At 41.4% G+C, this 25,057-nt stretch carries 28 protein-coding genes and 1 pseudogene; 9 read left to right on the top strand and 20 right to left on the bottom strand.

The features are described from left to right. Positions 1–9: 9 nt before the first annotated feature. Genes M5U24_RS09625 through M5U24_RS09615 form a run of 3 tightly spaced genes read right to left on the bottom strand, consistent with a single transcriptional unit; the run spans position 10 to position 2,316 of the window. Positions 10–1,101: an aminotransferase class I/II-fold pyridoxal phosphate-dependent enzyme gene (locus M5U24_RS09625; protein WP_099325928.1), complete on the bottom strand. Its 1,092-nt coding sequence runs from the start codon at positions 1,099–1,101 to the stop codon at positions 10–12. Beyond that, positions 1,098–1,343 (bottom strand): small basic protein, encoded by a 246-nt coding sequence (locus M5U24_RS09620; protein WP_099325929.1) that lies wholly within the window; start codon positions 1,341–1,343, stop codon positions 1,098–1,100. Before M5U24_RS09620 ends, M5U24_RS09625 begins: the two co-directional genes overlap by 4 nt. A 16-nt stretch (positions 1,344–1,359) precedes the next feature. Beyond that, complete coding sequence (locus tag M5U24_RS09615) at positions 1,360–2,316, bottom strand: hypothetical protein (protein ID WP_298202279.1); 957 nt, start codon at positions 2,314–2,316, stop codon at positions 1,360–1,362. A 456-nt stretch (positions 2,317–2,772) separates the two neighbouring features. Between M5U24_RS09615 and ligA the strand changes: the two genes are divergently transcribed. From ligA to M5U24_RS09595, 4 genes are all read left to right on the top strand, one after another. Further along, entirely contained in the window at positions 2,773–4,797 is a 2,025-nt protein-coding gene (gene ligA / locus M5U24_RS09610) for an NAD-dependent DNA ligase LigA (RefSeq protein ID WP_298202277.1), read from the top strand. 107 nt (positions 4,798–4,904) lie between these two features. Continuing rightward, complete coding sequence (locus M5U24_RS09605) at positions 4,905–6,266, top strand: TldD/PmbA family protein (protein WP_298202276.1); 1,362 nt, start codon at positions 4,905–4,907, stop codon at positions 6,264–6,266. Continuing rightward, the gene (locus M5U24_RS09600; RefSeq protein WP_298202274.1) at positions 6,267–7,316 is read left to right on the top strand and encodes a type IV pilus twitching motility protein PilT; all 1,050 of its coding nucleotides are present in this window, start codon (positions 6,267–6,269) and stop codon (positions 7,314–7,316) included. 19 nt (positions 7,317–7,335) lie between these two features. Then, positions 7,336–8,442, top strand: a complete 1,107-nt coding sequence (locus M5U24_RS09595) for a PilT/PilU family type 4a pilus ATPase (RefSeq protein ID WP_099325934.1) — start codon at positions 7,336–7,338, stop codon at positions 8,440–8,442. Positions 8,443–8,539: 97 nt separating this feature from the next. Here M5U24_RS09595 and M5U24_RS09590 read toward each other — a convergent pair whose 3' ends face one another. From M5U24_RS09590 to M5U24_RS09520, 16 genes and pseudogenes are all read right to left on the bottom strand, one after another. Beyond that, entirely contained in the window at positions 8,540–8,785 is a 246-nt protein-coding gene (locus tag M5U24_RS09590; protein ID WP_099325935.1) for a HicB family protein, read from the bottom strand. A 13-nt stretch (positions 8,786–8,798) separates the two neighbouring features. After that, a complete protein-coding gene (locus M5U24_RS09585; protein WP_099325936.1) occupies positions 8,799–8,990 on the bottom strand; it encodes a type II toxin-antitoxin system HicA family toxin in 192 nt (63 codons plus the stop codon). A gap of 77 nt (positions 8,991–9,067) precedes the next feature. Continuing rightward, a complete protein-coding gene (locus M5U24_RS09580) occupies positions 9,068–9,943 on the bottom strand; it encodes an exonuclease domain-containing protein (RefSeq protein ID WP_099325937.1) in 876 nt (291 codons plus the stop codon). 18 nt (positions 9,944–9,961) lie between these two features. Beyond that, a complete protein-coding gene (locus M5U24_RS09575) occupies positions 9,962–10,333 on the bottom strand; it encodes a hypothetical protein (protein WP_099325938.1) in 372 nt (123 codons plus the stop codon). 279 nt (positions 10,334–10,612) lie between these two features. Then, complete coding sequence (locus M5U24_RS09570; RefSeq protein ID WP_099325939.1) at positions 10,613–11,011, bottom strand: hypothetical protein; 399 nt, start codon at positions 11,009–11,011, stop codon at positions 10,613–10,615. A 292-nt stretch (positions 11,012–11,303) separates the two neighbouring features. After that, positions 11,304–11,516 carry a type II toxin-antitoxin system HicB family antitoxin gene (locus M5U24_RS09565; protein WP_099325940.1) on the bottom strand — a complete coding sequence of 71 codons (213 nt, stop codon included), beginning with the start codon at positions 11,514–11,516 and terminating at the stop codon, positions 11,304–11,306. Then, entirely contained in the window at positions 11,516–11,749 is a 234-nt protein-coding gene (locus M5U24_RS09560; RefSeq protein ID WP_197705431.1) for a type II toxin-antitoxin system HicA family toxin, read from the bottom strand. Before M5U24_RS09560 ends, M5U24_RS09565 begins: the two co-directional genes overlap by 1 nt. Before the next feature lie 1,039 nt (positions 11,750–12,788). Further along, a complete protein-coding gene (locus tag M5U24_RS18505) occupies positions 12,789–13,280 on the bottom strand; it encodes a HEPN domain-containing protein (RefSeq protein WP_338140598.1) in 492 nt (163 codons plus the stop codon). Positions 13,281–13,373: 93 nt separating this feature from the next. Beyond that, positions 13,374–14,132 (bottom strand): annotated as a pseudogene (locus M5U24_RS18500) (hypothetical protein); the annotation flags it as partial. A gap of 765 nt (positions 14,133–14,897) precedes the next feature. Beyond that, positions 14,898–15,185 carry a hypothetical protein gene (locus M5U24_RS09550; RefSeq protein WP_099325943.1) on the bottom strand — a complete coding sequence of 96 codons (288 nt, stop codon included), beginning with the start codon at positions 15,183–15,185 and terminating at the stop codon, positions 14,898–14,900. A gap of 139 nt (positions 15,186–15,324) precedes the next feature. Then, complete coding sequence (locus M5U24_RS09545; protein ID WP_099325944.1) at positions 15,325–15,966, bottom strand: Panacea domain-containing protein; 642 nt, start codon at positions 15,964–15,966, stop codon at positions 15,325–15,327. Between the two features lie 607 nt (positions 15,967–16,573). Beyond that, on the bottom strand, positions 16,574–16,708 hold the full coding sequence (locus tag M5U24_RS09540) for a hypothetical protein (RefSeq protein WP_261341065.1): 135 nt from the start codon (positions 16,706–16,708) through the stop codon (positions 16,574–16,576). A 227-nt stretch (positions 16,709–16,935) separates the two neighbouring features. After that, positions 16,936–17,268: a DUF5615 family PIN-like protein gene (locus M5U24_RS09535; protein WP_099325945.1), complete on the bottom strand. Its 333-nt coding sequence runs from the start codon at positions 17,266–17,268 to the stop codon at positions 16,936–16,938. Continuing rightward, on the bottom strand, positions 17,261–17,563 hold the full coding sequence (locus tag M5U24_RS09530; RefSeq protein WP_099325946.1) for a DUF433 domain-containing protein: 303 nt from the start codon (positions 17,561–17,563) through the stop codon (positions 17,261–17,263). Before M5U24_RS09530 ends, M5U24_RS09535 begins: the two co-directional genes overlap by 8 nt. Before the next feature lie 402 nt (positions 17,564–17,965). Continuing rightward, entirely contained in the window at positions 17,966–18,178 is a 213-nt protein-coding gene (locus tag M5U24_RS09525; RefSeq protein ID WP_099325947.1) for a type II toxin-antitoxin system HicB family antitoxin, read from the bottom strand. Beyond that, positions 18,178–18,303, bottom strand: a complete 126-nt coding sequence (locus M5U24_RS09520) for a hypothetical protein (protein WP_261341066.1) — start codon at positions 18,301–18,303, stop codon at positions 18,178–18,180. The genes M5U24_RS09525 and M5U24_RS09520 overlap by 1 nt, the downstream gene beginning before the upstream one ends. Positions 18,304–19,563: 1,260 nt before the next feature. On the opposite strand from M5U24_RS09520, the gene argB reads away from it, so the two are divergent. The 5 genes from argB to rdgB all read left to right on the top strand — a co-directional run bounded on the left by argB (position 19,564) and on the right by rdgB (position 24,130). Beyond that, positions 19,564–20,451 carry an acetylglutamate kinase gene (gene argB, locus M5U24_RS09515; protein ID WP_157820623.1) on the top strand — a complete coding sequence of 296 codons (888 nt, stop codon included), beginning with the start codon at positions 19,564–19,566 and terminating at the stop codon, positions 20,449–20,451. A gap of 106 nt (positions 20,452–20,557) precedes the next feature. After that, positions 20,558–21,739: an aspartate aminotransferase family protein gene (locus M5U24_RS09510; protein WP_099325950.1), complete on the top strand. Its 1,182-nt coding sequence runs from the start codon at positions 20,558–20,560 to the stop codon at positions 21,737–21,739. Between the two features lie 16 nt (positions 21,740–21,755). Further along, positions 21,756–22,679, top strand: coding sequence for an ornithine carbamoyltransferase (gene argF / locus M5U24_RS09505; protein ID WP_099325951.1), 924 nt, complete (start codon positions 21,756–21,758; stop codon positions 22,677–22,679). Between the two features lie 4 nt (positions 22,680–22,683). Continuing rightward, positions 22,684–23,400: a ribonuclease PH gene (gene rph / locus M5U24_RS09500; protein WP_099325952.1), complete on the top strand. Its 717-nt coding sequence runs from the start codon at positions 22,684–22,686 to the stop codon at positions 23,398–23,400. An 88-nt stretch (positions 23,401–23,488) separates the two neighbouring features. Further along, on the top strand, positions 23,489–24,130 hold the full coding sequence (rdgB, locus tag M5U24_RS09495; RefSeq protein ID WP_099325953.1) for an RdgB/HAM1 family non-canonical purine NTP pyrophosphatase: 642 nt from the start codon (positions 23,489–23,491) through the stop codon (positions 24,128–24,130). Between the two features lie 133 nt (positions 24,131–24,263). Here rdgB and M5U24_RS09490 read toward each other — a convergent pair whose 3' ends face one another. Continuing rightward, positions 24,264–25,055 (bottom strand): thiamine pyrophosphate-dependent enzyme, encoded by a 792-nt coding sequence (locus M5U24_RS09490; protein ID WP_099325954.1) that lies wholly within the window; start codon positions 25,053–25,055, stop codon positions 24,264–24,266. Positions 25,056–25,057: the final 2 nt, after the last annotated feature.

Raw genomic sequence — 25,057 nt, 5'->3', positions numbered from 1 at the left:
ATGTGGGGATCACGCGAGGCCGTTAAGAATTTTTATGCCCTTTTCGATGGTTTCTTCTGTAGCGGCGTAAGAAATGCGGAAATGTGTGTGGCGTTCAGAAAATACGCTGCCCGGAATGATTAACAGATTGTTCTTGATGGCGGCCATAACAAATTCTTCATCGGTCCCCCAGGGAACCTGCGGGAAGAAGTAAAAAGCCCCTTCGGGTTTTATGATCCGGAACTTGTCTTTCAGCCCTTCGTACATCATGTCCCTTTTCTTCCTGTAATCCGCAATATATTTGCTCAGATCAAATCCCCATGACCGGAACACTGCGTATTGTGAAAAGGAAGGGGCGCACACAAAGGTGTATTGCTGAAGTTTTATCATTTCCTTTATGATCGTTTCCGGACCTGCTGCGTAACCCAAACGCCAACCGGTCATGGCAAAGGATTTGGAGAATCCGTCAAGTATAAGCGTTTTATTATAATACTTTCCTATACTCTCAAATTCGTTGTTATAGTCGTAGTCATGATATATCTCGTCGGAAATTACCAGCAGGTCATGTTTTTTTGCCAGTTCTGCGATATCTTTTAGCTCCTGCGGCGTATTCATCACCCCCGTGGGATTGGCAGGACTGTTTATGACGATTATTTTGGTTTTTTTTGTGATATGCGGCTCAATACGTTCCGCGGATAATTTGAAGTCGGGATATGTATCAACAAACACTGATTTTCCGCTGCAAAAATTCACCATGTGTTTGTAAATAACAAAAGCGGGGTCAGGAATTATTACCTCGTCTTCATGATCTACCAGCGTCATAATCGCTAAGGTTAATGCGCCTGAAACTCCTGAAGTGACCATAATATCTTCCGCAGTCACCTCTCTATCTTTTTTAAGGCGGTCCATCAGCACATTGCGAAGTTCTGGTATACCTTGCGTCAATGTGTATTTGTTTGCGCCTTCATTTATGGACTTAATCGCTTCTTCTTTGATCTCTCCGGGAACATCAAAGTCCGGCTGGCCTATGCTGAGGTTTACCGGACTTTTCATTTTTTGTGCAAGGTCAAAGACCTTTCTGATGCCGGAGGAGTCTATATTAGACATCCTGCTGGCAATCATTTTTTCGCCTTTCCTGCCTTTTCTGCCTTTCCTGCTTTTCCTGCTTCTGCCGGTTCAACTTTCTTTGGGGCCTTGCCTTTTCGCTTTAGTTTTTCCACTTTTACCTTGGGGAGACCAAAAACAGATGTATCCTGATCCCAGCGATTCTCTGCCTTAAGTATTGCGATACGTTCCACCTTTCTATACACATTTCTCGGCCTCGAAAGTTTCCCTTTTGGTTTTAAACTCTTATCAATGCTCATACTTCTCCTCCTTATTTTATCTCATACGTACGGGATAGCATCCCGAAAACTGTTTTTTATTTTGATATTCGAAATTGGCAACGTCCCTTTGGGTTTTCGTTAAGTCGGCGCTATTCAAATCGTCAAATTCTCCCACACAAACAAAAAGCTCTTTTCCCGTGTTGACAACAAAAGAGCTATAACCTAATGATTCCTGCAACATACCTGCTATTTCTTTGGCGCGTTGCACATTTGCCTTTGAATTTTTATAGGAAATCACGCGTATCGTCCACCGGTCCTTTATTATTGCATTATCCTGGATAACGAGTTTCGCATCGCTGCCTGAGTTCTTTTCAACTTTCGAAGCAGTATCCTTTGTCGTCTTCTCTTTCGGTGCGTCAATGGGCTTTAACTGACCAATACCGCCAGGTTGAGTTTTCTTCGGCTCTATTGTTTCCAGCCACTCTTCCGCCTGGTTGGTTATTCCCTTATTGTACCCCGCCTTGTGTCCTACAAAGAAACAGGCAACGGAGAGAAAAGTAGCCGCAATGGCGCCAATGATGAGCGTTTCCTGCCGCAATACCACCTCGTCTTTACGTAGCACCACTTCATCTCTCAAAGGAGCAGGCGGCGTAGCAATTGTTTGCTTTGAAGGAATGGGTTCTGGCGTAATCTGACCATGCGTTGCATGCCTTTTCTCCGTCTTTTTTTCAATCGAAAGCGCTTCCGTACTTGTGTTTTTAATCCATTGTAAAGGGTCAGATGGTCCTGATTTTCCCCTCATTTCTGAAGAAGCGGATGCAGGTGGTGGATTCGTGGGTAAGCCTTTAGACTCCGGCTTTTCATTCTTCGTAACCGGAGTTCCAACTTCTTGCGGCGGTGTTGTTCCTGCAGCCTCTGCACTTGGTTGCAATTCTTCTTTTTGAACACCGTCTTTTTCCTGAGGTTTTTTAAACAACTCAAAGAAAACTTTAGAATCACTTCCTTTAACCATAATTCATCACCCCTTTATGCGGGATCTATAAAAAAATATGTGGTTAATTACCACATCATTAAAATGAAAAAGTGATTCAATTACGCAGGTTTTTCCCCGAACGACCATCAACACAGCAAATAATTAAACGCCGCAAACCCTGACTTCCTTTATGAAAAACAGCATACATTTTTCAACGTTATTGTTTTGTTGTCTGAAAGGAGGCGGTTTTTACCGTAAAATTATTATCGGATTAAGTTTAACGATAATACATAACGTTAGCGTTAAAAAACACGTTTTAGCGAGTTTATAAAAAATGCAGAATAAAGTCAAGTGATTCCATCATTATAACAGAATACGTTGACTCTTATATAAAGTTTGTTATACTGGCAGCTTAAAATTCCTTTCATCCGGAAAATTACATCAGGGAGAACCTGGTTTTCCATAAATTTTTCTCTAAATGGTTAAGATAAAAAAGTGTCGTCAACGGTAAAAGAAAAAATAGAACAACTCCGCTGCATTATAAGATATCACGACCATAAGTATTATGTGGAAAATAATCCTGAGATTTCTGATTATGAATATGATCAACTACTCAGGGAGTTACAGAACCTTGAGAGCGCACATCCTGAATTAATAACTCCGGATTCCCCTACCCAAAGGGTCGCAGACCAACCAATCAGTCAGTTTCCCGCCGTGGAACATAAGAAACCAATGCTGAGCATCGATAACACCTATTCAAATGAGGAGTTGAAGGAGTTTGATCAAAGAATAAAACGCATGGCCGGCATCAATGCCAATACAGATATTGAATATGTCGTTGAATTAAAGATTGACGGGATAGCTATTACACTTTGGTATGAAAACGGATTATTTGTACGGGGCGCCACCCGCGGTGATGGTTTCCGGGGGGACGACGTCACTGCAAACCTCAAAACAATCCGGCAGATCCCATTAAAACTTTCCGTATCGGGCGCTCACTATAAAATACCGCCGGTTGTGGAAATAAGGGGAGAAATTTATTTGCCAAATAAAGAGTTCCAGCGGATAAATGAAGAAAGGGAAGAGAAAGGTGAGATTCAGTTCGCAAATCCCAGAAATGCGGCGGCAGGGTCATTAAAGCTTTTAGACCCCCGTATTACCGCGAAAAGGCGACTCAAAATGTTTGCCTATGTTATAGGATATGTTGAAGGAATGGAATTGGAGTCGCACGTACAGTGTCTTGATTTTGTCAAAGCGATAGGGCTTCCGGTAAACCCGTACACGCAATTATGCAAAAATATTGATGAGGTGGTGCGGTATTGCCGCGAATGGGATAAACGACGCGGAATCCTTGACTATATGGTGGACGGAATGGTCATAAAGGTGAATTCCCTTGCTCTTCAGGAGCAATTAGGGGCGACAAGCAAGGCACCCCGCTGGATGATATCATTTAAATTTCAGCCTGAGCAGGCGATAACAAGGATTGAGGAAATTGTTGTTCAGGTAGGGAAAACAGGCACGCTCACGCCTGTAGCCAATCTTACGCCGGTATTGCTGGCGGGTACGACGGTAAGCCGCGCTTCACTTCATAATTTTGACGAAGTAAAGAGAAAAGACGTCAGGGTGGGGGATCATGTTGTTGTACAAAAAGCGGGAGAAATTATTCCGCAAGTCGTAAAAGTACTGGAAGAAAAGCGAAGCGGACGGGAAAAGGTTTTTGTTGAACCTGCCTGCTGTCCTGTATGCAAAGGCCCTGTACACCGGGATAACAGTGAAGTATATTTGCGCTGCCACAACCCGTTGTGCAAGGCGCAGACGAAAAGGCGCATCCAATACTTTGCGGGCAGAGACGCAATGGATATCGAAGGGCTTGGCCCCGCCATTATCGAACAATTGGTGGATAAAGGCCTCGTGGATGATTATTCGGACATTTTTTCCCTACAGTATGATGACCTTGTTAATCTTGAGCGCATGGGGAAAAAATCCTCATCCAATCTTATAAGTGCGATTGAAAATAGCCGTGGACGTGACCTTGACCGTCTGATTTGCGCTTTGGGTATACACAACGTTGGTTTGCACACCGCAGAAGTGTTATCGGATCATTTTGATTCTCTCGGAAAACTGTCAAATGCAACCGCAGATGAACTGGAAAAGATACATGAGATAGGGCCCGTTGTAGCACAAAGCATTGTTGAATTTTTTCAAAACAAACATACGCAGGAAATTATAAAAAAGCTTCTTGCAAAAGGAGTAAACACCGGAAAACTGGCGTCAGATATGCCACGGAAAAGCAGTAAAGTAGCGGGAAAATCTTTTGTAATAACCGGCAAACTGCAAAAATATTCCCGCAGCGATGCGGAAAAACTTATCAAGCGCCTCGGGGGGAGGGTTTCGTCTGCCATGAGCAGGAAGACAAATTATCTCATTGCCGGAGAAGACCCCGGTTCAAAGCTGGGCAAGGCGAAAGAACTTGGCGTGGTTATTCTTGACGAAGAGGCATTTGATCTGTTGGTAGGGTAATTTGGCAGCCGGCAATCGGCAGTCGGCAGATTGAGGACGGAGGACTGAACAAATGGTTCAATGGTAATAAGGATTTGATAATCTTAATTTTAAAAGGGATAACCTAAATGGAAAAAATGATAAAAAACGCATTAAAACTGGCAAAAGCGGACTACGCTGAGGTTCGTGTCCATGAAGGGGTCAGTACGGGTATCACTTATGTGGGAAAAGAGCTTGAAGGTATCGGTGAAAAAAGCTCTTTTGGCGGATGCGTAAGGGCGTTGGTGAACGGCGGCTGGGGTTTTGTCGCCTTTAACGATATAGAACATCTTCCGAAATACATTGAAATGGCCTGTGAACAGGCAAAATTCGTTGGGAAGAATAAAAGCCAGCTTTCCCCCATACCCATACTAAACGATCATACAAAGACGACAGTTGTCAATGACCCGGCGGAAATATCCTTGAAAGAAAAACAGTCGCTTTGCGACAAATACAACACGATCATCCTTTCTTCAAAACAAATACAGACGTCCAATGTTCGGTACCTGGATTCACACGGCACAGTGTTTTTCGCCAATACCGAAGGGAGCTTTATAGTGCAGGAAACGATTTTTTGCGGCATCTCTCTGCTCGCTATGGCAAGGGACGGCATGAACGTCCAGCAGGCATATCATTCCGTAGGAGACTTGCGCGGGTATAATAACGTATTAAAGATGGAACAGGAATGTGAGAAGGTTGCAAAACGCGCGGTTGACCAGCTTTCGGCAAAACCGGTGAATGGCGGCAAATATACGGTCATCATTGATCCCAAGCTGTGCGGTGTATTTGTCCATGAAGCGTTTGGGCACCTCAGCGAGGCGGATTTTGTTTATGAAAACGCTCAATTGCGGGAGATCATGGTTCTTGGGAAGCGTTTTGGCTCTGACGCCTTGTCGATTGTTGATGATGGTACTTTAGTCGGTGAAGCCGGATACAACAAGTATGACAGCGAGGGGACTCCGACGCAAAAGACGTATCTTATTAAAAATGGTATATTAACCAACAGGCTTCATTCGCGGGAAACGGCAGCAAAGATGAATGAAAAGCCTACGGGCAATGCTCGCGCCATCAGTTATGGCAATGAACCCATCGTCCGTATGACGAATACCTTTATGGAGCCGCGTAATGATACCTTCGAAAAAATGTTATCGGAAGTTGATGATGGTATTTACGCAATCGGCGCCTTAGGGGGACAAACCAACATGGAGATGTTTACCTTTAGTGCGGAAGAGGCGTACATGATACGCAACGGGCAGTTGAAAGAAAGAGTACGCGATGTAGTTCTTACCGGAAACGTATTTGAGACACTCATGAATATTGATGCAATTGGAAACGATCTTGAAATTTATGGGGGTATGGGAGGGTGTGGCAAGGGCGGTCAATCGCCTTTACGCGTCAGCGACGGCGGGCCTCATGTGCGAATACGAAATGTCGTTATTGGAGGACGATAAATGGATATAATGGAACTCCTCGCTTTTGCAACTAAAGAAAGCGCGTCGGATGTGCATATAAGTTCCGGCGAACCACCCATGATCCGTATCCATGGTGATATGAGAAAAATTGACATGCCGCCATTGATGAGGGAAGATGTGCATACGGTTTTGTATAATATTCTTAATGACCAGCAACGCAAGGCATATGAGGAACACTATGAATTGGATTTTGCCATTGCAATAACCGGCGTCGGACGTTTCAGGGTGAACGCCTTTCTGCAGAACAGGGGCGAGTCTATTGTGTTCAGAACCATTCCGGAAAAAATCCCGCTTCTGGAACAACTTAATATGCCACCTATTGTGGCGGAATTGACGAAAAAGGAGAAGGGACTCATCCTCTTAACAGGGCCTACCGGCAGCGGAAAATCCACCACGCTGGCGGCTATGTTAGACCTCATTAACCGGGAATATAAATGTCATATCCTTACCGTTGAAGACCCCATAGAATTTGTCCATAAGTCCAAAAACAGCCTCGTTAATCAAAGGGAACTGGGGTCAAATACCCATAGTTTCGCTAACGCCCTGAGATCGGCGCTTCGCGAAGACCCTGATGTTATTCTGGTGGGAGAAATGAGAGACCTTGAGACCATATCGCTGGCGCTCACCGCCGCAGAAACCGGTCATCTCGTACTTGCCACGTTGCATACTTCCAGTGCGCCGAAAACGGTTGACAGGATAATTGATGTATTTCCCGCGGAACAACAACAGCAAATCCGCACCATGCTGTCCGAATCGCTTCAGGCGGTAATTGCCCAACAACTGATCAAGAGAAAGGAAGGGGTTGGGCGTATCGCAGCGTTAGAAATTATGATCGGCACCCCTGCCGTAAGAAATTTGATCAGGGAGAATAAGATTGCCCAAATCCCTTCGGCATTGCAAACCGGACGCCAGCACGGCATGCAGACAATGGACCAGGCGCTGTTGGATTTGTGCAGAAACGGCCTTGTTTCCAAAGAATCAATCAGGAATTTTGTAAGCGCCCCCTCTGTCCTCGACGGCATAAAGTAAATTCTCAGGGAGATCTTCCATGGAAATAAAAGATTTATTACAAGAAATGGTGCGTTTGGATGCTTCTGATATTTACATTACCGTTGGGCTGCCCCCTGTGTACAGGAAGGAAGGGAACAACATTCCCGCCGGTCAGGAAATGGTAACGGGCGATGACACCCGCACCCTTGCCGAATCAATAATGAGCGAAAAACAAAGGGCAGATTTTTACGAACAGATGGAAATGAATTTAGCCCTGTATTATCCGGAACTTGGACGTTTCAGGGTAAACATTTTTTTTCAGCAAAGGAATGTCGGCCTTGTTATCCGGCAGATAAAGATAAATATTCAGTCTATTGACGATTTACGGCTACCCCAGGTGTTCAAAGACATTGCCATGACAAAACGGGGGCTTGTGCTGGTAGTTGGCGCAACCGGTTCAGGGAAATCAACCACACTGGCGGCGATGATTGATCACAGGAATGAGAATAATTCAGGCCACATAATTACGGTAGAAGACCCCATTGAGTTTGTGCACCGCCATAAAAAGTCTGTTATCACACAAAGAGAAATCGGACTGGACAGCTTGTCGTTTCACAATGCACTAAAAAATACCTTGCGCCAGGCGCCGGACGTCATCCTGGTGGGAGAAATCCGCGATACCGAAACAATGGAGTCTGCCATTACCTTTGCGGAAACGGGCCATCTTTGTTTGGGAACACTTCATGCAAACAACGCAAACCAGGCGATTGAAAGGATTATAAACTTCTTTCCTCCGGAACGGCATGAACAAATATACATGCTCCTCTCGCTGAATCTACGGGCAATAATCTCGCAAAGATTAATTCCAGCAAAAGATGGAAAGCGGTCAGGCGCCTTTGAAGTATTGCTGGACACCCCAAGGATAAAGGATCTTATCTTAAAAAAGGAAATAGGGTTATTGAAGGAAACAATGGCAAAAGGGAATCAGGAAGGGATGATGACCCTGGACCAGTCCTTATTTCATCTTTTAAAAAAGGGGGAAATAACTTACGAAAACGCAATTGCCTACGCCGATAGCGCGAATGATCTGCGTCTGCGGATAAAGGTGGAAGGGATTGAAGGTGAGAAAGAAGAAGGGCAGGCTGCGCGTTTTAAATTAAAGTAAAAAAAATTTTCAACTTAATCGAGGTATATGCATGAAAAATGAAAAACCAAATTATTGCAATCCAGGGCTTCTTTTGTTGAGTTGAATTTTCTTTCATCTAAGCAACTGCTAATTTCTCTTCATTTTGAATAATTATCCTGGGATTTTTGCTTTTTGGTGGGATGGGCAATCCCTTTTCTTTTAGTAAACTAATATGTTCCTTCATTCCCCATTTTGCTTTATAAATGCAATCCTCTATAGAGTGGCCAATGCCACTAAAACCTTCTAAATCTTCTGAATAAAATCCAAAATAGTCAGGTTCTTCAGTTGCCTCTATTATTAATGAATATTCTAAATCAATCATTATTTGCCTCCTATTATTTCTTTTTTATTCCTGCTGATTTTAGTACAGCATGACAGGTACCTTTTGGAACTTCTTTTGAACCATGATAGTCTACACGAATTAATTTGTTCCATCCAGCTTTTCCATAATATCTTATAGACCTTTTTTCTTTTATAATTTTGAATCCTTCTTTTTCAGGAAGTTTAACAAGTTCGCTAAATTTCACTGTTTATCCTGTATATTAATTTTTCATAACGTACTCTTCAGCAGTCGCGGCTTTTTGCGGTCTGCTGGAAGAGATGGTTAAGCGATGTCCTCTGCGTTGTTCACCAATTCTTTAAAGTCACTTTCTCTTAAAATTCTGATTTGTTGCCCTTTTGTAATTAGTCGCTCAGCTTTTTGGTGCTTTGAGCTTTTTTCCTTCCCAGCTAACTTTGTTACATCTTGATCACCAACAACTAAAATTGTAGTTTTTTTTGTGACTCCAGACTCCACATTGCATCCTATTTGGGCAGCAAGATCTGCCGCGTCTATACGGCGAATTGTCAGCGCCCCTGTAAAAACTAAATTTTCACCATAAAGCACTCCTTCAGGATTACCTTCACGACGAATTGCACCGCCAGTGCTAATATTAGAAGGATCAATTGGTTGTTTTACTCGCTTAAGCCAATCTTCAATTCCCAAACCTGTTTTGGCTATCGCAGCAATTAAAATATGTCCAGAAGCTTTTGCATCCTCCAGCGCATTATGATGTTTAAATTCATAGCCAATTAATTCACAGACATTTTTTAATCCATATCCGCTCCATGAAATTTCATTCCAGGTTCGACGAGCAACCCTTGCAGTATCCAACCATTTTGGTTTAGGTATTCTAATGTCGTATTTATCAAAAGCTTTACTAACGGAAACTCTGTCAAAGTGAGTATGGCATACAGTTAATACGCCATCGAGATATCCGTATATTTTTTGTGCAACCTCATGAATCTTAGGGGACCCCTCAACATCTGTTTCTGCTATTCCGTGAATATAAATGTTTATTGGATCAAAATAATCTTCTGGATCAATTAAAGAGCACCATTCGTCAATGAGTTTATTATCTTCGAATTTAGCAATGCCGATTTGACAGATGGAGGAAATATCTGCATTTGCTGTTTCAACATCAAGTGCTACAAATTTCAACTGGCTGTTCCTCCGGAATCACGGGTTAGCATATTTCGTCGCATCGCTTGTATAGATAACTTTCATACCAGTTTTTGAGCAAACAATTTCTCTTTCTTCAGTTAGATCGATGTCTAAATCTTCACCCCTTAGACCTTGCCACTCTGCCAAGTAATTAAGGCTACCATACTTTTCTTTTTTTTGTGTTTTTTTCTCTACGCCACCTTTCCAGCCGAGTACTGGCAACTCTCCATTTTTTGCTTGCTCTGCCAACTCAGGGGATTCGATGCTTCTTCTTCGCCCAACTTCCCAGCATGTGATTAGACCATTGTCTGGTCCCCTCCATCGCTCATCAAACGAAGGGTTTTCCCTTATAGGCTCATGACAGGAGCGGTAAATACGTTTGCTCATTAATTTCTCCTTTTGTTTTAGAAGCTTAATGTGCGCTTGAGCGGTACGCCGTCGGGCGCGTTCGTCTCAAAGCGCTATACTCAATCAGACTGGAATCACGGGTTTCTGACGTGCTCATCCATTACCTTCCATGCCCTTTTAATTGTGCTCAGATTGGGATTATATTCAATCAAACCGAAGCCAGTGGTTTCAGTCTGATTGAGTATAGACGTGAAACATTCACTTTAGCCATTGTTCAATATCGAACTTGATTGCCTTACCAACATATTCGTTTGACGCCTAATCGGAGAATCGACCACTGAGTTTTATGACTGATGAGTAGCCGCGCTGTTTTAATTGCACAGCCAAGGGTTTTACATCAAACCACATAGTCAGATTCTTTCCGTGTGTCAGCTCACAAGGGAGGCGATGGGTAGAGTTATTGGAAGAATTTATAAACTGGGAGCCATCGGGGAGCAGCAGTCCCACAGATGATAGCGTGACGGGTTTCTCTCCAATATTTGCGGCTTCCATAAGAATGTGCGTGTCGCTAATTTGTGGCCCAGCCGTAAGAAAGCCATATGATGTTCTTACTTTTACCCGTGGTGCTTTATCTTGACGCTGAACGACTGCCACATATGTTGACAGAAGTGCTGCATATGCAGCTACAAGCAGAGTAAGTATGTCTTTCAGTTCCATCAATACTCCGTGTTTACGTCTAACAATGATTATACAGTCTGTATAAAACGTCAAACGCAGACTGTTTCGATATGTATAAGAAGTTGCCGTGCCTTCTCGTCACATATTGTAACTACTTTCGCATTAAAATAAAAGAGTTGCGTATCATCATAAAAACTTTTCATTATTGAAATGATAAAGAACAGTTCGTAATTTTAGACACCGTAACCTCCTTTGCCCAAAACATGGGTGTAGATCGTCGTTTTTACACCGTGATGGCTAAGGAGTTCCCAGATGGTTTGAATATTTGATTTTAAGCAAATATCAATCTTTCCCCCTTAGGCTCAGGTATGGGATCACCAAACTCCTTAGCGGTATCAATCCATAATTGAATTGCCTCTTTAGCATTTTTTAATGCTTTTTCATGAGTCTCTCCATGAGCTATACAGCCAGGAAGTTCAGGCACTTCTGCTATAAATGCATTGTCTTCATTACTCCAGTAAATAATAATTTCGTATCTATACATCAAATAGTCCCTCCGCGTTTATATTTTACTATAATGTTTCTTACTTGTTTAACCTGATAAGGCTTTGCCTTATTGCCCTCACGCTGAAGATTAATTTTTTCTATAACAGCTTTCTTTCTGAACATGTGATGGCTGCTTTTAATCCTCATGTCAAAACCGAAATGTTTCAACAGGCTGCATAAATCTTCAAATTTAATATTTGCATCCGATGTTCCACAAAGAATCTTAAGCAAGAGCTTCTCATGTTTACCTATTGGTTTATTTTATCATTGTTGTTGTGGTTATTTTATTATTTTTTATGCACCGGATAGGTCACGGGCATTGCTGCCCGATTCCCTCCTAAGAACTGTACGTGATAGTTTCCCATCATACAGCTCAAGCACCTGTTTAAGCTTCTCTTATGGAGAAACCCGCTAATAAATTTCTTCACGTTAATAACTGACTGTCAGTATATCAAAAAAAAAGAAGGGGCACCAGGCTTAGCACCCGTCATTTGCATTCCCTTCTTTCAACTGATTCATTCAATGTTCACGTAATAAGGCACCTGCCAACTATCAGCCTCATTACTGAGCCGGTAATATTTCAACCGGTATCTCTTCCATTACAGAAAAGCATTCGCTTCCTTATGGCATCTCACCCCAGTCCTCCAACAGCATGCCTCACGGTTAGCCTGCCCATAGGGCGAAGGTCTGAGTTTCCACGTTCCGTATAATTGACCCTGTAAATGACTTAGATGCGTCCTGGACACCGGTGGTTCTACAGTTCCGTGCAAGCACGTTAGAGACTTGCAACTTTACCAACATGCTATTCACACTGGGGGAATAACCTTCGACCTGTTAAACCTCGTAGGTCTGTCGCTCATTGACGATGCGTGCGGACATTCATATATTTTCATCATATCATTCGTTCCTAGCCCTTAACCGGATAGGTTTTCCGGAGGGGTCTGCCTGTCGCCATTTCGACCCAATTCGGTACGTTGTCCGTGAGGCTTCGCACCCCGTCGTCAGCGCAATGGTAGCACGCTCACGTAGGAATAAGCAGGAACATGCTTAGTACACTCAAGAAGAAAATCTTCTTTTAGTACAATCAATTATGCGACATCGTGTCGCGACTAACGGCTAGCGTTACCTGCGCTGGGGCGGGCGTGGATTCGGCTTGAAAGCAGGATTCTGTTGAGGCGTAGAAAAAGGTCAATAAATCGCACAGAATCCCCAGCGTCAGGTGCACGCTTTGTTAGACCCCGCCTTTGACCTGCAAGACTCTTTGCCGAATTCATTTCTTGATTGTCCGTAAATGCTTCCATCCAGTCAAGTGAGCCTGTATCTTAGGTTCTAAAAGTTCCTTGACTTTTTCATCGGAAAATCCAATGATTCCCAATAAGTACAACTCAAATATCATTGTCAATACATAAATAATGGAAGGCAACTCTTCTTTTTGGAAAGTCAATTTCCGTTCGTTGTGATGCACAAATTCATTTCTCGTGTTAGTAACTCTTTTAGCAAAAAGTTCCATATCATCAACAAATCGTCCAGAGGTCTCTTTTTTATTATCAAGAAGTTCAAAGATTTTTTGTCGAAATCTTTTGTAGTTCGCGTTACTCAATGCGCCTTCCACCCATTCAGTTAATTCAGCAGGAACAGCGCTCAGCACTCTCTCCTTTTGCTCAACAAATTTATCGTGCGATAAATATTGACCATCAAACAAAATACTGTGCAAAGACTCTAGCGACTGAGCGATATTTAGAAATTTTGTATCAATAAACAATCGGTTGCTATAGAATAACGAGCGATATAAATGAATTATCGTTTCGTATTTATCAAAGGATGTAAACCATGCAGAGATTTGGTCTCCTGATAAATCCTTGAAGGTATATAAAAATTCCTGCGGCAATTTTTGTTTTCTGCTTACAATCGGCTCTATAGGCGTATAGAAGATATTTATTTCTGGATAATGTATCTTGCCTTCGCCGAGTTCTTGTGGGTTCTCCTTTGAAAAGCCAAACACAGACATAGGATAAGGTATCCTTTGGATTGCAAATTGAAGTAAATACGCGAATATATTTAATTGTTTGAATAAATCATCAAATTGAATATCGCCATTTTTGCTTTTTACGACAAGATACGCGCTCTGAGAAATTGTCACTTCAGTTTGTATTATAGTGTGGTTTGGACCACGACTCGAAAAACCTATGCCAACCTCGAAAGTTTCTCCAACATCGAAAAATTGCGACATAGGTTTTTCATATCTTATTTTTGAGACAAATTTGCTGTCAGCAGTATCCACTTCAATTGCAAATCCATAAATATCTACCCAAGCGTCTAAATCTGTGTAACTACCACATAATTGATTAAATCTAATTTTTTCTTCTGCCTCAAAATGCACCCCTTCAAAAACAAAGTGCACCAAGTATTTACCTCCGCCTAATCCAACCAGCGGATAAGCCCAAGAACTGATAATGCACTTGTATAAAGTAATAGATTTTCCCTGTTGAGTAACCCCAAGAATAATAGGCAATTGTTGTATTGGTTCTAGTTTTTTTGAATCAAACACTCCTACCAGTTCAAGATCGGCACCATCTTCTTGAGAATAAGTTAGTGTTCCAGGCAATTTATTCTCTTCTGAGTCGGGGGAGCCACCAGTATCCTTTCAATTCAAATGGACTTTGCATTATTTCTCCGCTTACTATGAATCAAACTTTATCTGCAATGATTTTACTTGTTGATCTAAAAATGAGATTATTGTGCAAGAAGGGGGTCGAACAATGATTATACAATCTGTATAAAACGGCAAATACAGACTGTTTCAGTATATATAAGAAGTTGCCGTATCTTCTTATAACGCATTGTAACTTATTTCTTATAAAGCTTTTGTGTATTTTTTTGCTTTTGTTCATTCCGGTTTATACAGTCTGTATAAACCAACCTACAACCTATCGACTGGACTTCGGACACCGTGACCACCTTTGTTCAAGACATGGGTGTAGATCATCGTCATACTCAGATATGATAGCAAGATAATAGAAAATTGTTTTTCCCATAAAATCGAGCACTAATAAAACAAAAATGAAGAAAATTTCAAGCTTTTTAATTTTTTCAGCAAAATAGACAAACAAAAAGAAGGGGATACTTCCCTTATTTTCTCACCAAATCAAGCAAGAAATATGGGAGGTGTCCCCGATTCACCAAAAACATTCAAATACCCGTATTTCAGCTTTAATAAGCATTACCAACGGTAGCTAACTGCGCTGGGATTTACTGGAGATGTACACGGTGCACGCGGTTGGAATCCTTCCCAGAAACACAATTGATAGAATAATTGATAAGGGATACCGCAGTAATCTGCCGGCATTTCCGTAACAATGAGAGCCAGAGTGTTAAACCCTCATGCGTTTAACATTTCTTTTATATTATTTTCCACAACTGGACTTGCAATAACAGCCTCACGAAGTTTTTCAACAATTCCAATAGGCATTTCCGTCTTACATGCTAATTGTTTGCTTTTTAGAAGAGAAACTATTTCTTCAATGGTCTTTTTAATTACCGAGTTACAATCCACGACTGATTCTTTAGTAAAAATCGCATATTCGGCGTTGTCTATTTTTACCAAAGTATTAGGCATATGACGTCTACGCTTTATAGCTTTTTCGACTTGTGAGGTTGAATTAACCATGATTAGGAATTTGTCCTTTAGCGGGGCCTTATTCACAACTATAAAATAGTGTGGTTCCGGATTACAAAAGCTTTTTTCTGTAAAGTAGTAAACAGAACCGGGTTGTATTGTAGACTTGATTTGTATATCGGGCGGAATATCAATCAGGAACTTGCTCCCATTGATTTTTCAGTTCCATTTGTTCTTTTACATAATTCAGCATTTCTTCTTTATCATCAGTATCCATAGCAAATAAGTCCTTACCTTCTAATGGGATTAACTGCTCGCTTCCGGACATGGCATCTTTAAAGAAATCTTCGTAATCCATGTTAAATACAGAACCAATACCTGACTCCAACCTCTTTTCAAACCTCTTCCATTCCGGATATGCGTGGGAAACTTCTGCAAGCTGAAATTTGTCAAGATGTCCGAAATATTTTATTGCAAACTCCAGCGCTTCAATATCAGAATCTGAGAAAACATTCATATCTACATCATGTATAGACTGAATATCATAAATACCTTGTTTTTCGATATATTGTCTATTATATTCACTCTCAATGGTGTCCAGAAAAGAGGTATTTTCAGCAATATCTTTCGTTTTAGAACCTACCGGACCGTATTCCATTGCAACATATTCATCGTTGGTTACCGGTCGACCATATTTGCGCAAGTGGTACCTATCGGCAAAATAAATAAGCTTTATGGCCTTCATCTTATTTACCTTTCCGCCGGATATTTTTGCAAGGTAGTTCAGGGCTTGAGTAGCTTTTTTGAAATCAAAATTGAAATGGATACACATATATCAAATCATGTTCTCGTGTAAATGGTGATAGGATAGAATTATAATGAAAATTCAGGATTTGTTTTGATTTATTATAGGTCATTTTTGGTAACTATTCAGCGTAAACGATACACGGCTCGTTCCCAAACTCCAGTTTGGGAATGCATTTGTTCGAGAAACTCCGGTTTCTCGCCTATTTATTGATAGATAGGGAATAAAATCACAGGGTTAAGACAGTTTGTAATTTGTCAAGTCAGACCCTCACTGGAAACAAAGTTTCCAGTGCAATTACGTTCCCAAACTGGACAGACTGGGTCAAATGAACTTTGTTTTCTCAAAAGTGGGGATAACACCTCACATCTTGCCTGTTTTATACCCTATTTATTACTATTTTTCCATTAAAGTGGGGAATGCATATCGAGAAATAGGGTAAAATTGCCCATTTGACCCAGTCTGTGGAGTTTGGGAACGAGTTGCGCTCTTATCTCCGGTAGTTTAATAAATTACGCTGAATAGTTACCATTTTTGAGATTTATCAATAATCTTGTTTTGGATAAAGAGGGATAAAGAGGGGACACTTCCCTTATTTTTTCACCAAATCAAGCAAGAAATATGGGAGGTGTTCCTATAATTTCATTTCAAGATTTAATGCCCCATGAGGGGATTTTCCCTTGTAGCCTAAAATCACTCCAACTTGACTTGTCAATTCTTCATTTAACAAAATTCCAGTCCATTGTGTTTTTGTTAAGTCAGTCGCCATTATTCTCTTTTTTATTTGTTTGTCTACCGTACATAACACGAGGCTGAGTTGCGGCGGGCCTAAGGAAGCACTGCACCAGCTAATTTAAAATAAGATCTGAGAGGGCACCAAACCCAGCCAACAAGCCGGAACCCGCGGTCAACTCCAGCCGATGTTATGTGGTCGGAACTGACCTCGCTTCTTGTGTCTCAATTTCAGAGTAAATATCTTACTATAATTACTATATCTTACAAAAATTCAAGATGATTTTTCATCTCATCTGATTCGAGTACTTGATAAATTAGCATGAGTCCTCTTACAATGTCGCCAATTGGAGTACGTTGGTGAGCATACACGATACCGCTGTGTTTAACACCTCTTGAATGTAGCTTCAGAAAATCCTCATCTTGCGTAAATATGACTCTTCTTTCTTTCATGGCAAAAGCTATATGTTCCTTATCATCTGCGCCCAACATCCCAGCTTCTTTTGTCGTCAAAGCATCCACGCCTCGAAGTCGCAATCCTTTCACAACAGAATTGGATACATGTTCGTCTGTATAAAACTTAAGCTTTTTACTCATTTAATTTTTGCAATACTTTTGAAGGCGTTTTTTGACGTAATGCTTCCACAAAAGATTCACTCTCCTCAATCGATTTGTCAATTTCAGCGCGATGATCGTAGTAATAGGCCAAAGCAGCGTAAACATCGGCTAAAGTCAGATCATATTCAGCAGCAATTTCGTCTGCGCTACGTCCCAACAGTTCGTGCCAAAGAACAATATTTTGAACGGTGATACGATGTCCAGCTATTCTCGGCTTACCACCGGTGATACCTTCGGTAATCTCGATGTGTCCATCTAAAGTTTTCGTAATCATTTACTCCACCTCTCAATTAAAAATCCAAGAATCAGCACACAGAAAAATTTAACTACTTTAGTAAAGAATGGCAAGAAAATGTTCGGCTGACTACTATTTTATTTAGATGATCGCTGAATACCTGCCACATAACAATGATTATACAGTCTGTATAAAACGGCAAAAACAGACTGTTTCGATATGTATAAGAAGTTGCCGTGCCTTCTTGTCACATATTGTAACTACTTTTCGCATTAAAATAAAAGAGTTGCGTATCATCATAAAAACTTTTCATTATTGAAATGATAAAGAACAGTTCGTAATTTTAGACACCGTAACCTCCTTTGCTCAAAACATGGGTGTAGATCGTCGTTTTTACACCGTGATGGCTAAGGAGTTCCCATACGGTTTGAATATTTGATTTTAAGCAAATATCAATCTTTCTCCCTTAGGCTCAGGTATGGGATCGCCAAACTCCTTAGCGGTATCAATCCATAATTGAATTGACTCTTTAGCATTTTTTAATGCTTTTTCAGGAGTTTCTCCATGAGCTATACAGCCAGGAAGTTCGGGCACTTCTGCTATAAACGCATTGTCTTCATTACTCCGGTAAATAATAATTTCGTATCTATACATCAAATAGTCCCTCCGAGTTTATATTTTACTATAAAGTTTCTTACCTGTTTAACCTGATAAGGCTTTGCCTTATTACCCTCACGCTGAAGATTAATTTTTTCTATAACAGCTTTCTTTCTGAACATGTGATGGCTGCTTTTAACCCTCATGTCGAAAACCGAAATGTTTCAGCAGGCTGCATAAATCTTCAAATTGAATATTTGCATCCGATGTTCCACAAAGAATCTTAAGCAAGAGCTTTTCGTGTTTACCCATTGATTCATTTTACCATTGATGTGGTGGTTATTTTATTATTTTTATATGCCGAACAATGATTATACAGTCTGTATAAAACGGCAAATACAGACTGTTTCAGTATATATAAGAAGTTGCCGTATCTTCTTATAACGCATTGTAACTTATTTCTTATAAAGCTTTTGTGTATTTTTTTGCTTTTGTTCATTCCGGTTTATACAGTCTGTATAAACCAACCTACAACCTATCGACTGGACTTTGGACACCGTGACCACTTTTGTTCAAGACATGCGTGTAGATCATCGTCATACTTAAGAAGATGTTGATAGCTTTTCCATATTGAATATTGAAGGTTTGGCCGTATGTTGAACTATCGGAGTGAACGGACAATTCCCCGGACGTGACTTTAACCCCTAAGAGTAAGAAAATGTAACTGCATACTAACGCCTTGCTTATTTCCAGACTATTCAAGTGATGAGGAAGGATGATTACGTATGGGTCCGCAGAATTGGACTACCCGCTTCTTCGAGGAGTTTGTTGATTTTAATGCGAGACGTTGCTTCTTTCTGCGCCATATTCAAAATTTATTTCAATAAAGCAGTTTTTCAAATACAAACTGACACATAACTATCTAATGAATTACCCCTTGATTTGAAAGGTATATAAAGGAATGCATTTGCCATAAGCTCAAATAAATACTGCATTTGATGTGCAATATCAAGGAAATTTTTAGGGAATGGGGATGATGGTAGGGAAAACCTCTTTTATCGTGATGAAGTGTTTTCTGAAATGAATTTTTCCAGGAACCGCAAACGCTCTTTCTTGGGATGTGGTTTGTTCAGATATCGCCATCCGTGCAATTTTGCATTTTACCAGACTGCGGAGATTGGGGACGACCTGTATTCTTGGTGGATCGTTGCAAAAAAACCGCACCTTGATCCGCCCTTACACGTTTGAAACACCAGGTGAAACAATATTATTAACCCTGTCAGGGTTTTTTCATAAAATTAAAGTGTCACAAAAACTTTTGATTGAGTTTTACTTACGCTTTTGTTTAAACTTGACACGAAAGCCTCTTTTGTTATAATCACCCGCTTCTTTTTATTTAATTAAAACATCCCTTTTTTTATTATATGAATGATCAAATATCCATGGAAACTGCTATTCAAAAAGCCGGTATACTTTTAGAGGCGCTCCCATATATTAAAAGATTCAAAGACAAGATTGTCATTATCAAATTTGGCGGAAGCGCTATGTCAGACGACAAGGTTCTCACAAACGTACTGCAGGACACGGTATTTATGAAAACGGTCGGCATGATGCCAATACTGGTGCATGGCGGGGGGCCGCATATTAGCAGGGAAATGGAAAGAAGAGGCTTACGTCCGAAATTCGTAGATGGACATCGCATCACCGACCGCGAGACCCTTGAAATTGCAAAAACCGTACTTGTTGACCAGATAGGGGCTTCTATGGTTAAAAAAATCTCTGAAATGGGCAACGACGCTGTATGTGTATGGGAAGACGGATATTGCCCGATTACTGCTGAAAAACATTATATAGAAGTGAAGGAAGATGACGGCACCACAAATCAGCTTGATATTGGTTATGTTGGCAAGGTGACCTCTATCATCAGAGAAAGATTTTTAAGCTTATGCAGTGAATGTACAATACCTATTGTGCCGCCTCTGGCAAAAGGAAACGACGGGGAAATATATAACATTAACGCAGATAGCGTTGCGGCATTTCTCGCGAAGGCACTTGGGGCGGAAAAACTCGTGTTTTTATCGAATACTCACGGTATCATGACAAGGCCAAACGACGAAACTTCTTTTGTTTCCACCCTGCATGAGGACGAGGCACATTCGCTTATTGATAAAAAAATTATCAACGGAGGAATGCTTCCCAAGGTATTCGCCTGTATTGCTGCCGTAAAAGCAGGTGTTAAAAAGGCGCATATCATTAACGGGCAAATACCCCATGCACTTTTGCTGGAGATTTTTACCGATAAAGGGGTGGGAACTCAGATTATTGTTTAACCACCGGTATTGCAGTTTTGTAACAACTTGTTTTTTTGAAAAAGCGAAACAGTTGCGTAGTTTTTTTATTTCCCATTTATCTGTCTTTTTGAAATAATTCACCGTAATGAATACGCAAGAAATCCAAAAAATTTATGAACGCTACGTTATTCCCAATTACATAAGAAATCCGATATTGCTGGTAAAGGGGAATGGTGTGGAAATATGGGACGCTGAAGGCAAACGTTACCTTGATCTTTTTTCAGGTTGGGCTGTCAGTCTCCTTGGGCATTGCCATCCCGCGACGGTAAAAGCCATTCAAAACCAGGCGGCAAAACTGCAGCATGCTCCGAACATTTATTACACTGAGCCGCAGGGCATGCTGGCAAAATATATCTCTGAAAAATCGTTTGGAGGGCAATGCTTTTTTTGTAACAGCGGTGCAGAGGCAAACGAAGCGGCTATTAAACTTGCACGTATTCATAACTCTGCGAGGGGAAAATACAAAATCATTACCTTCTCCGACTCATTCCACGGCAGGACGATTGCCACGGTAACGGCAACTGCACAACCAAAATATCAGAAGGGGTTTGCGCCGCTTGTTGAAGGGTTCTCCTATGTTCCTTTTAATGACACGGAAGCATTACGAAATGCCATTGACGACAAGACCTGTGCAATCATGTTGGAAACAATTCAGGGAGAGGGCGGTATTAACATAGCGACAAATGGATTTTTGAAGGATATAAGAAATATTTGCAATGAAAAAGGATTGCTGCTAATCCTCGATGAAGTACAATGCGGGATGGGAAGAACGGGCAAATACTTTGCTTATCAACATTATGGCATTGAGCCGGACATTATGACATTGGCAAAGGCGCTGGGCGGCGGAGTCGCAATCGGGGCTATGACGGCAAAAAAAGAAGTAGCCAAAGACCTTGTACCGGGCAGCCATGCTTCCACCTTTGGAGGAAACCCCCTCGCATGTGCAGCAGGAGTCGCTGTGTTTGAAACCATTGAGAAAGAAAACCTGCTGGATAATACAAAAAAGATGGGGGAATACGCCATGGAACAATTGCGCTCGCTCAAAACACAATGCAATATTATTAAAGAAATACGCGGCGTAGGTCTTATGATAGGAATTGAACTCGCGATAAACGGAAGTACTATCATCAAAGATTGCATTCAGGCGGGTCTGTTTCTCAACTGTACCCATGACACGGTTATCCGGTTTATGCCCCCTCTCAACGTAAAAAAAGAAAACATCGATGAGGGGTTGGGTATTTTAAAATCAGTCCTCTCAAACTATTAATGTGTCAAAATATTTTATGAAAAACAAAGATTTAATTTCTATTGCCGACCTGTCGCGACCTGAGATCGAGGAGATTTTTCAGGTTACAAAAGAGTTGAAAGACCTGCACATAAAGGGTGTTGAGGAAAAATGCCTGAGCGGAAAAATTCTCGGGCTTATCTTTGAGAAAAGTTCCATGCGCACACGGGTATCCCTGGAAGTGGCAATTGTGCAATTGGGCGGTTATGCCATCTATCAGACGCAGACTGAAATCAATCTCGGCAAAAGAGAGGCAATTAAAGATGTAGCAAAAGTGTTGTCACGTTATTTAAACGGGATAGCGATCCGCACATTTGGGCATGACACGGTGCAGGAATTGGCAAAATACGCAACTATTCCCATCATAAATGCCTTAACGGATCTTTACCACCCGTGCCAAGCGCTCACTGATGTATATACGATTCTGGAAAAATTCAAGACACTGGAGAATATAAAGATAGTTTTTATCGGAGACGGAAACAACGTTGCAAAATCTCTTGCGCAAACCTGCATAAAATTAGATATAGATTTCCACATTGCATCTCCAAAAGGCTACGAATTCGATGCGGATTTCATTTCGGAACTGAAACACATGGCGAACGGAAAAAATCTGATTCACCTTTACCGGAATCCTGAAGAAGCGGCAGAGAACGCAAACGTTATTTATACAGATACATGGACCAGCATGGGACAGGAAGCTGAAGCAGAAATACGCAGACAGGTTTTTAAAAATTATCAGGTCAATGCTGCGCTTTTGAAAAAATGCGCAGACAATGTCAAGGTAATGCACTGCCTGCCTGCCCATAGGGGAGAAGAAATTACCGATGAGGTGATTGATGGCAAATGTTCGGTCGTATATGATCAGGCTGAAAACAGACTACACGTTGAAAAGGCAATTTTAAAACTTTTATTAGTCAGATAAAACCATGAGAGTTGACAACCGCAAATACGATGAATTACGCCCTGTTACCATCACAAGAAATTTTACCAAATATTCTGCCGGGTCTATTCTTGTAGCATCTGGCAATACAAAAGTTATTTGTACTGCTTCAATAGAAGAATACGTGCCGCCACACATTAAAAACACCGGCACAGGATGGATTACCGCTGAATATTCGCTATTGCCTGGCGCAACGCCTTCCAGGGTGCCAAGAGAATCCACAAAAGGAAAGATATCCGGAAGAACGCACGAAATTCAACGCCTTATAGGCCGCTCTTTACGGGCAATCTGCGATCTTGCCCTGTTAAAGGAACGAACGATCTGGATCGATTGTGACGTAATTCAGGCTGACGGAGGTACCCGCACTGCGGCAATTACAGGGGGCTATATCGCATTGGCAGACGCGGTTCAATGGTTAATCGATAAAAATGTTATAAAGGAAAATCCCCTCATCAATAGTGTCGCAGCCATAAGCGCAGGAATTGTAAATAATATCGCATTGCTGGATCTGTGCTATGCAGAGGATGCCTCTGCGCAGGTAGACATGAACTTTGTAATGACCGGCAGTGGAAAATATATTGAAGTACAGGGCACAGGCGAAGAATACGCCTTTGATGAAGATCAATTAGCAAAAATGCTCACATTAGCCCGTAAAGGAATTTGTGAGATAACTGAAATTCAAAAAAAGGCATTGGGAACGTAATAAACACGTTATAATTCATTGGAAAAGAAATGTGGTGCTTTTACGGTTGGTTACCATTTAATAATACGAAGAAGCGCAGGAGGTTGAAATGGGTTCATATGTAAACGAGATTCATTCAAAGACAATTGTTATTGCCACGCAAAATAAGAAGAAAAAAGAGGAAATATTAGCTATCGCAGGAAACATTCCGGGCATTATTTTTCGCGGTACCGAAGATTTCCCTTTTATTCCCGTGGTGGAAGAAGACGGTAGAACCTTTAGGGACAATGCGATTAAAAAAGCAACCACCCTGGCAAAGGCATGTAATACATGGGCAATGGCTGATGATTCGGGACTTGAAATACGGGCGTTAAATGGACGTCCTGGCGTTCTTTCAAACAGGTATGCAGGCCCTGGCGCCACAGACGAAGCAAATATCCAAAAAGTACTCTCTGAATTATATAACTTTACCGAAGAAAAACGTGCTGCCCGATTTGTCTGTTCCATTGCACTGGCAAGTCCGCACGAATTACTATTTGTGGTAGAAGATTACTGCGAAGGATTCATCGCAAAAGAACCAAGAGGTTCCGGGGGTTTTGGGTACGATCCTGTTTTTTTCGTACCATATTACAATCAGACACTTGCAGAGCTTTCCCAATTTTCAACATCGGTTAAGAATAAAATCAGCCATCGGGCAAAGGCATTGCAACAATTTAATGAACGCATAATCCCCCTTTTGCGCAGTAGATAATATAAGGGACTTGGAATTTATTATTCCGTAGCAGTCAACAGTCAACGGTCGGCAATCGGCAAATTGCAGACTGTTGACTGTTGATTGAGAACAAAAACAAAGAAATTACCTATAAGGGACTAACAACCTGATTTCAACCCTGAATTCCTTTCCAATACCGGTCCACAAATGACTGGATTTGACTGATCACCCCTTCCTGCCTTACCGGTTGAAAGAGATGTGCAAATCTTCCCTGTTCCCTCAAATATTCTTCAACCGGTTTAAATTTTTGGGGGATAATCGTATGGCTTATTTCGCCATAAACAGCCTCTTTCAATGCCCAAACGCCAGTATCAACCGCAAGCTTCGCAAGTTTTGCTGAATGTGACGGGTCGGTATGCCAGCCCGGAGGACATGGAGAAAGATTAATAAACAATTTTGGCCCTTTATAGTGTTTTGCCTTTTCAAATTTATTTATCAAATCCACCGGATGGGCGGGAGAAATAGTTGCAAGATACGGAGGTTTATGGCTTCTCCATATCTCAAAAAGATCCTTCTTATAAAATAACTCTCCCAACGGATTCATTTTCCCTGCCGGGGTAGTGCGCGTATTGGAAGCAAATGGCGTTGCTCCCGAAGATTGAAAACCGGTGTTGCCATATGCCTCATTATCGGAACACAGGTAATAAAAATCTACATTCCTATAAAGAGCGCCGGAAGTAGATGCGAGTCCAATATCATACGCAACACCATCTCCTGTTAATACGACTACCTTCAAATCTTCATCGGGATTTAACCTTCCCTTTTTTATCAAAATATCAAGGGCGTCCCTTATCCCTTGTGCCCCGGCAGGGGCGCATGCCATTGCCGTATAAAGCCACGAACTCCTGAACGGCGTGTAAGGATAGACAGACAAAAGGTATCTATTCAGCGTATTTTCACCCACTG

This window comes from Candidatus Kuenenia sp. (genome assembly GCF_027493735.1).
GTDB classification, from domain to species: Bacteria; Planctomycetota; Brocadiia; order Brocadiales; family Brocadiaceae; genus Kuenenia; species Kuenenia stuttgartiensis_A.
The sequence above is the reverse complement of the archived record's forward strand: the minus strand, read 5'-3'. Positions and strand labels throughout refer to the sequence as shown.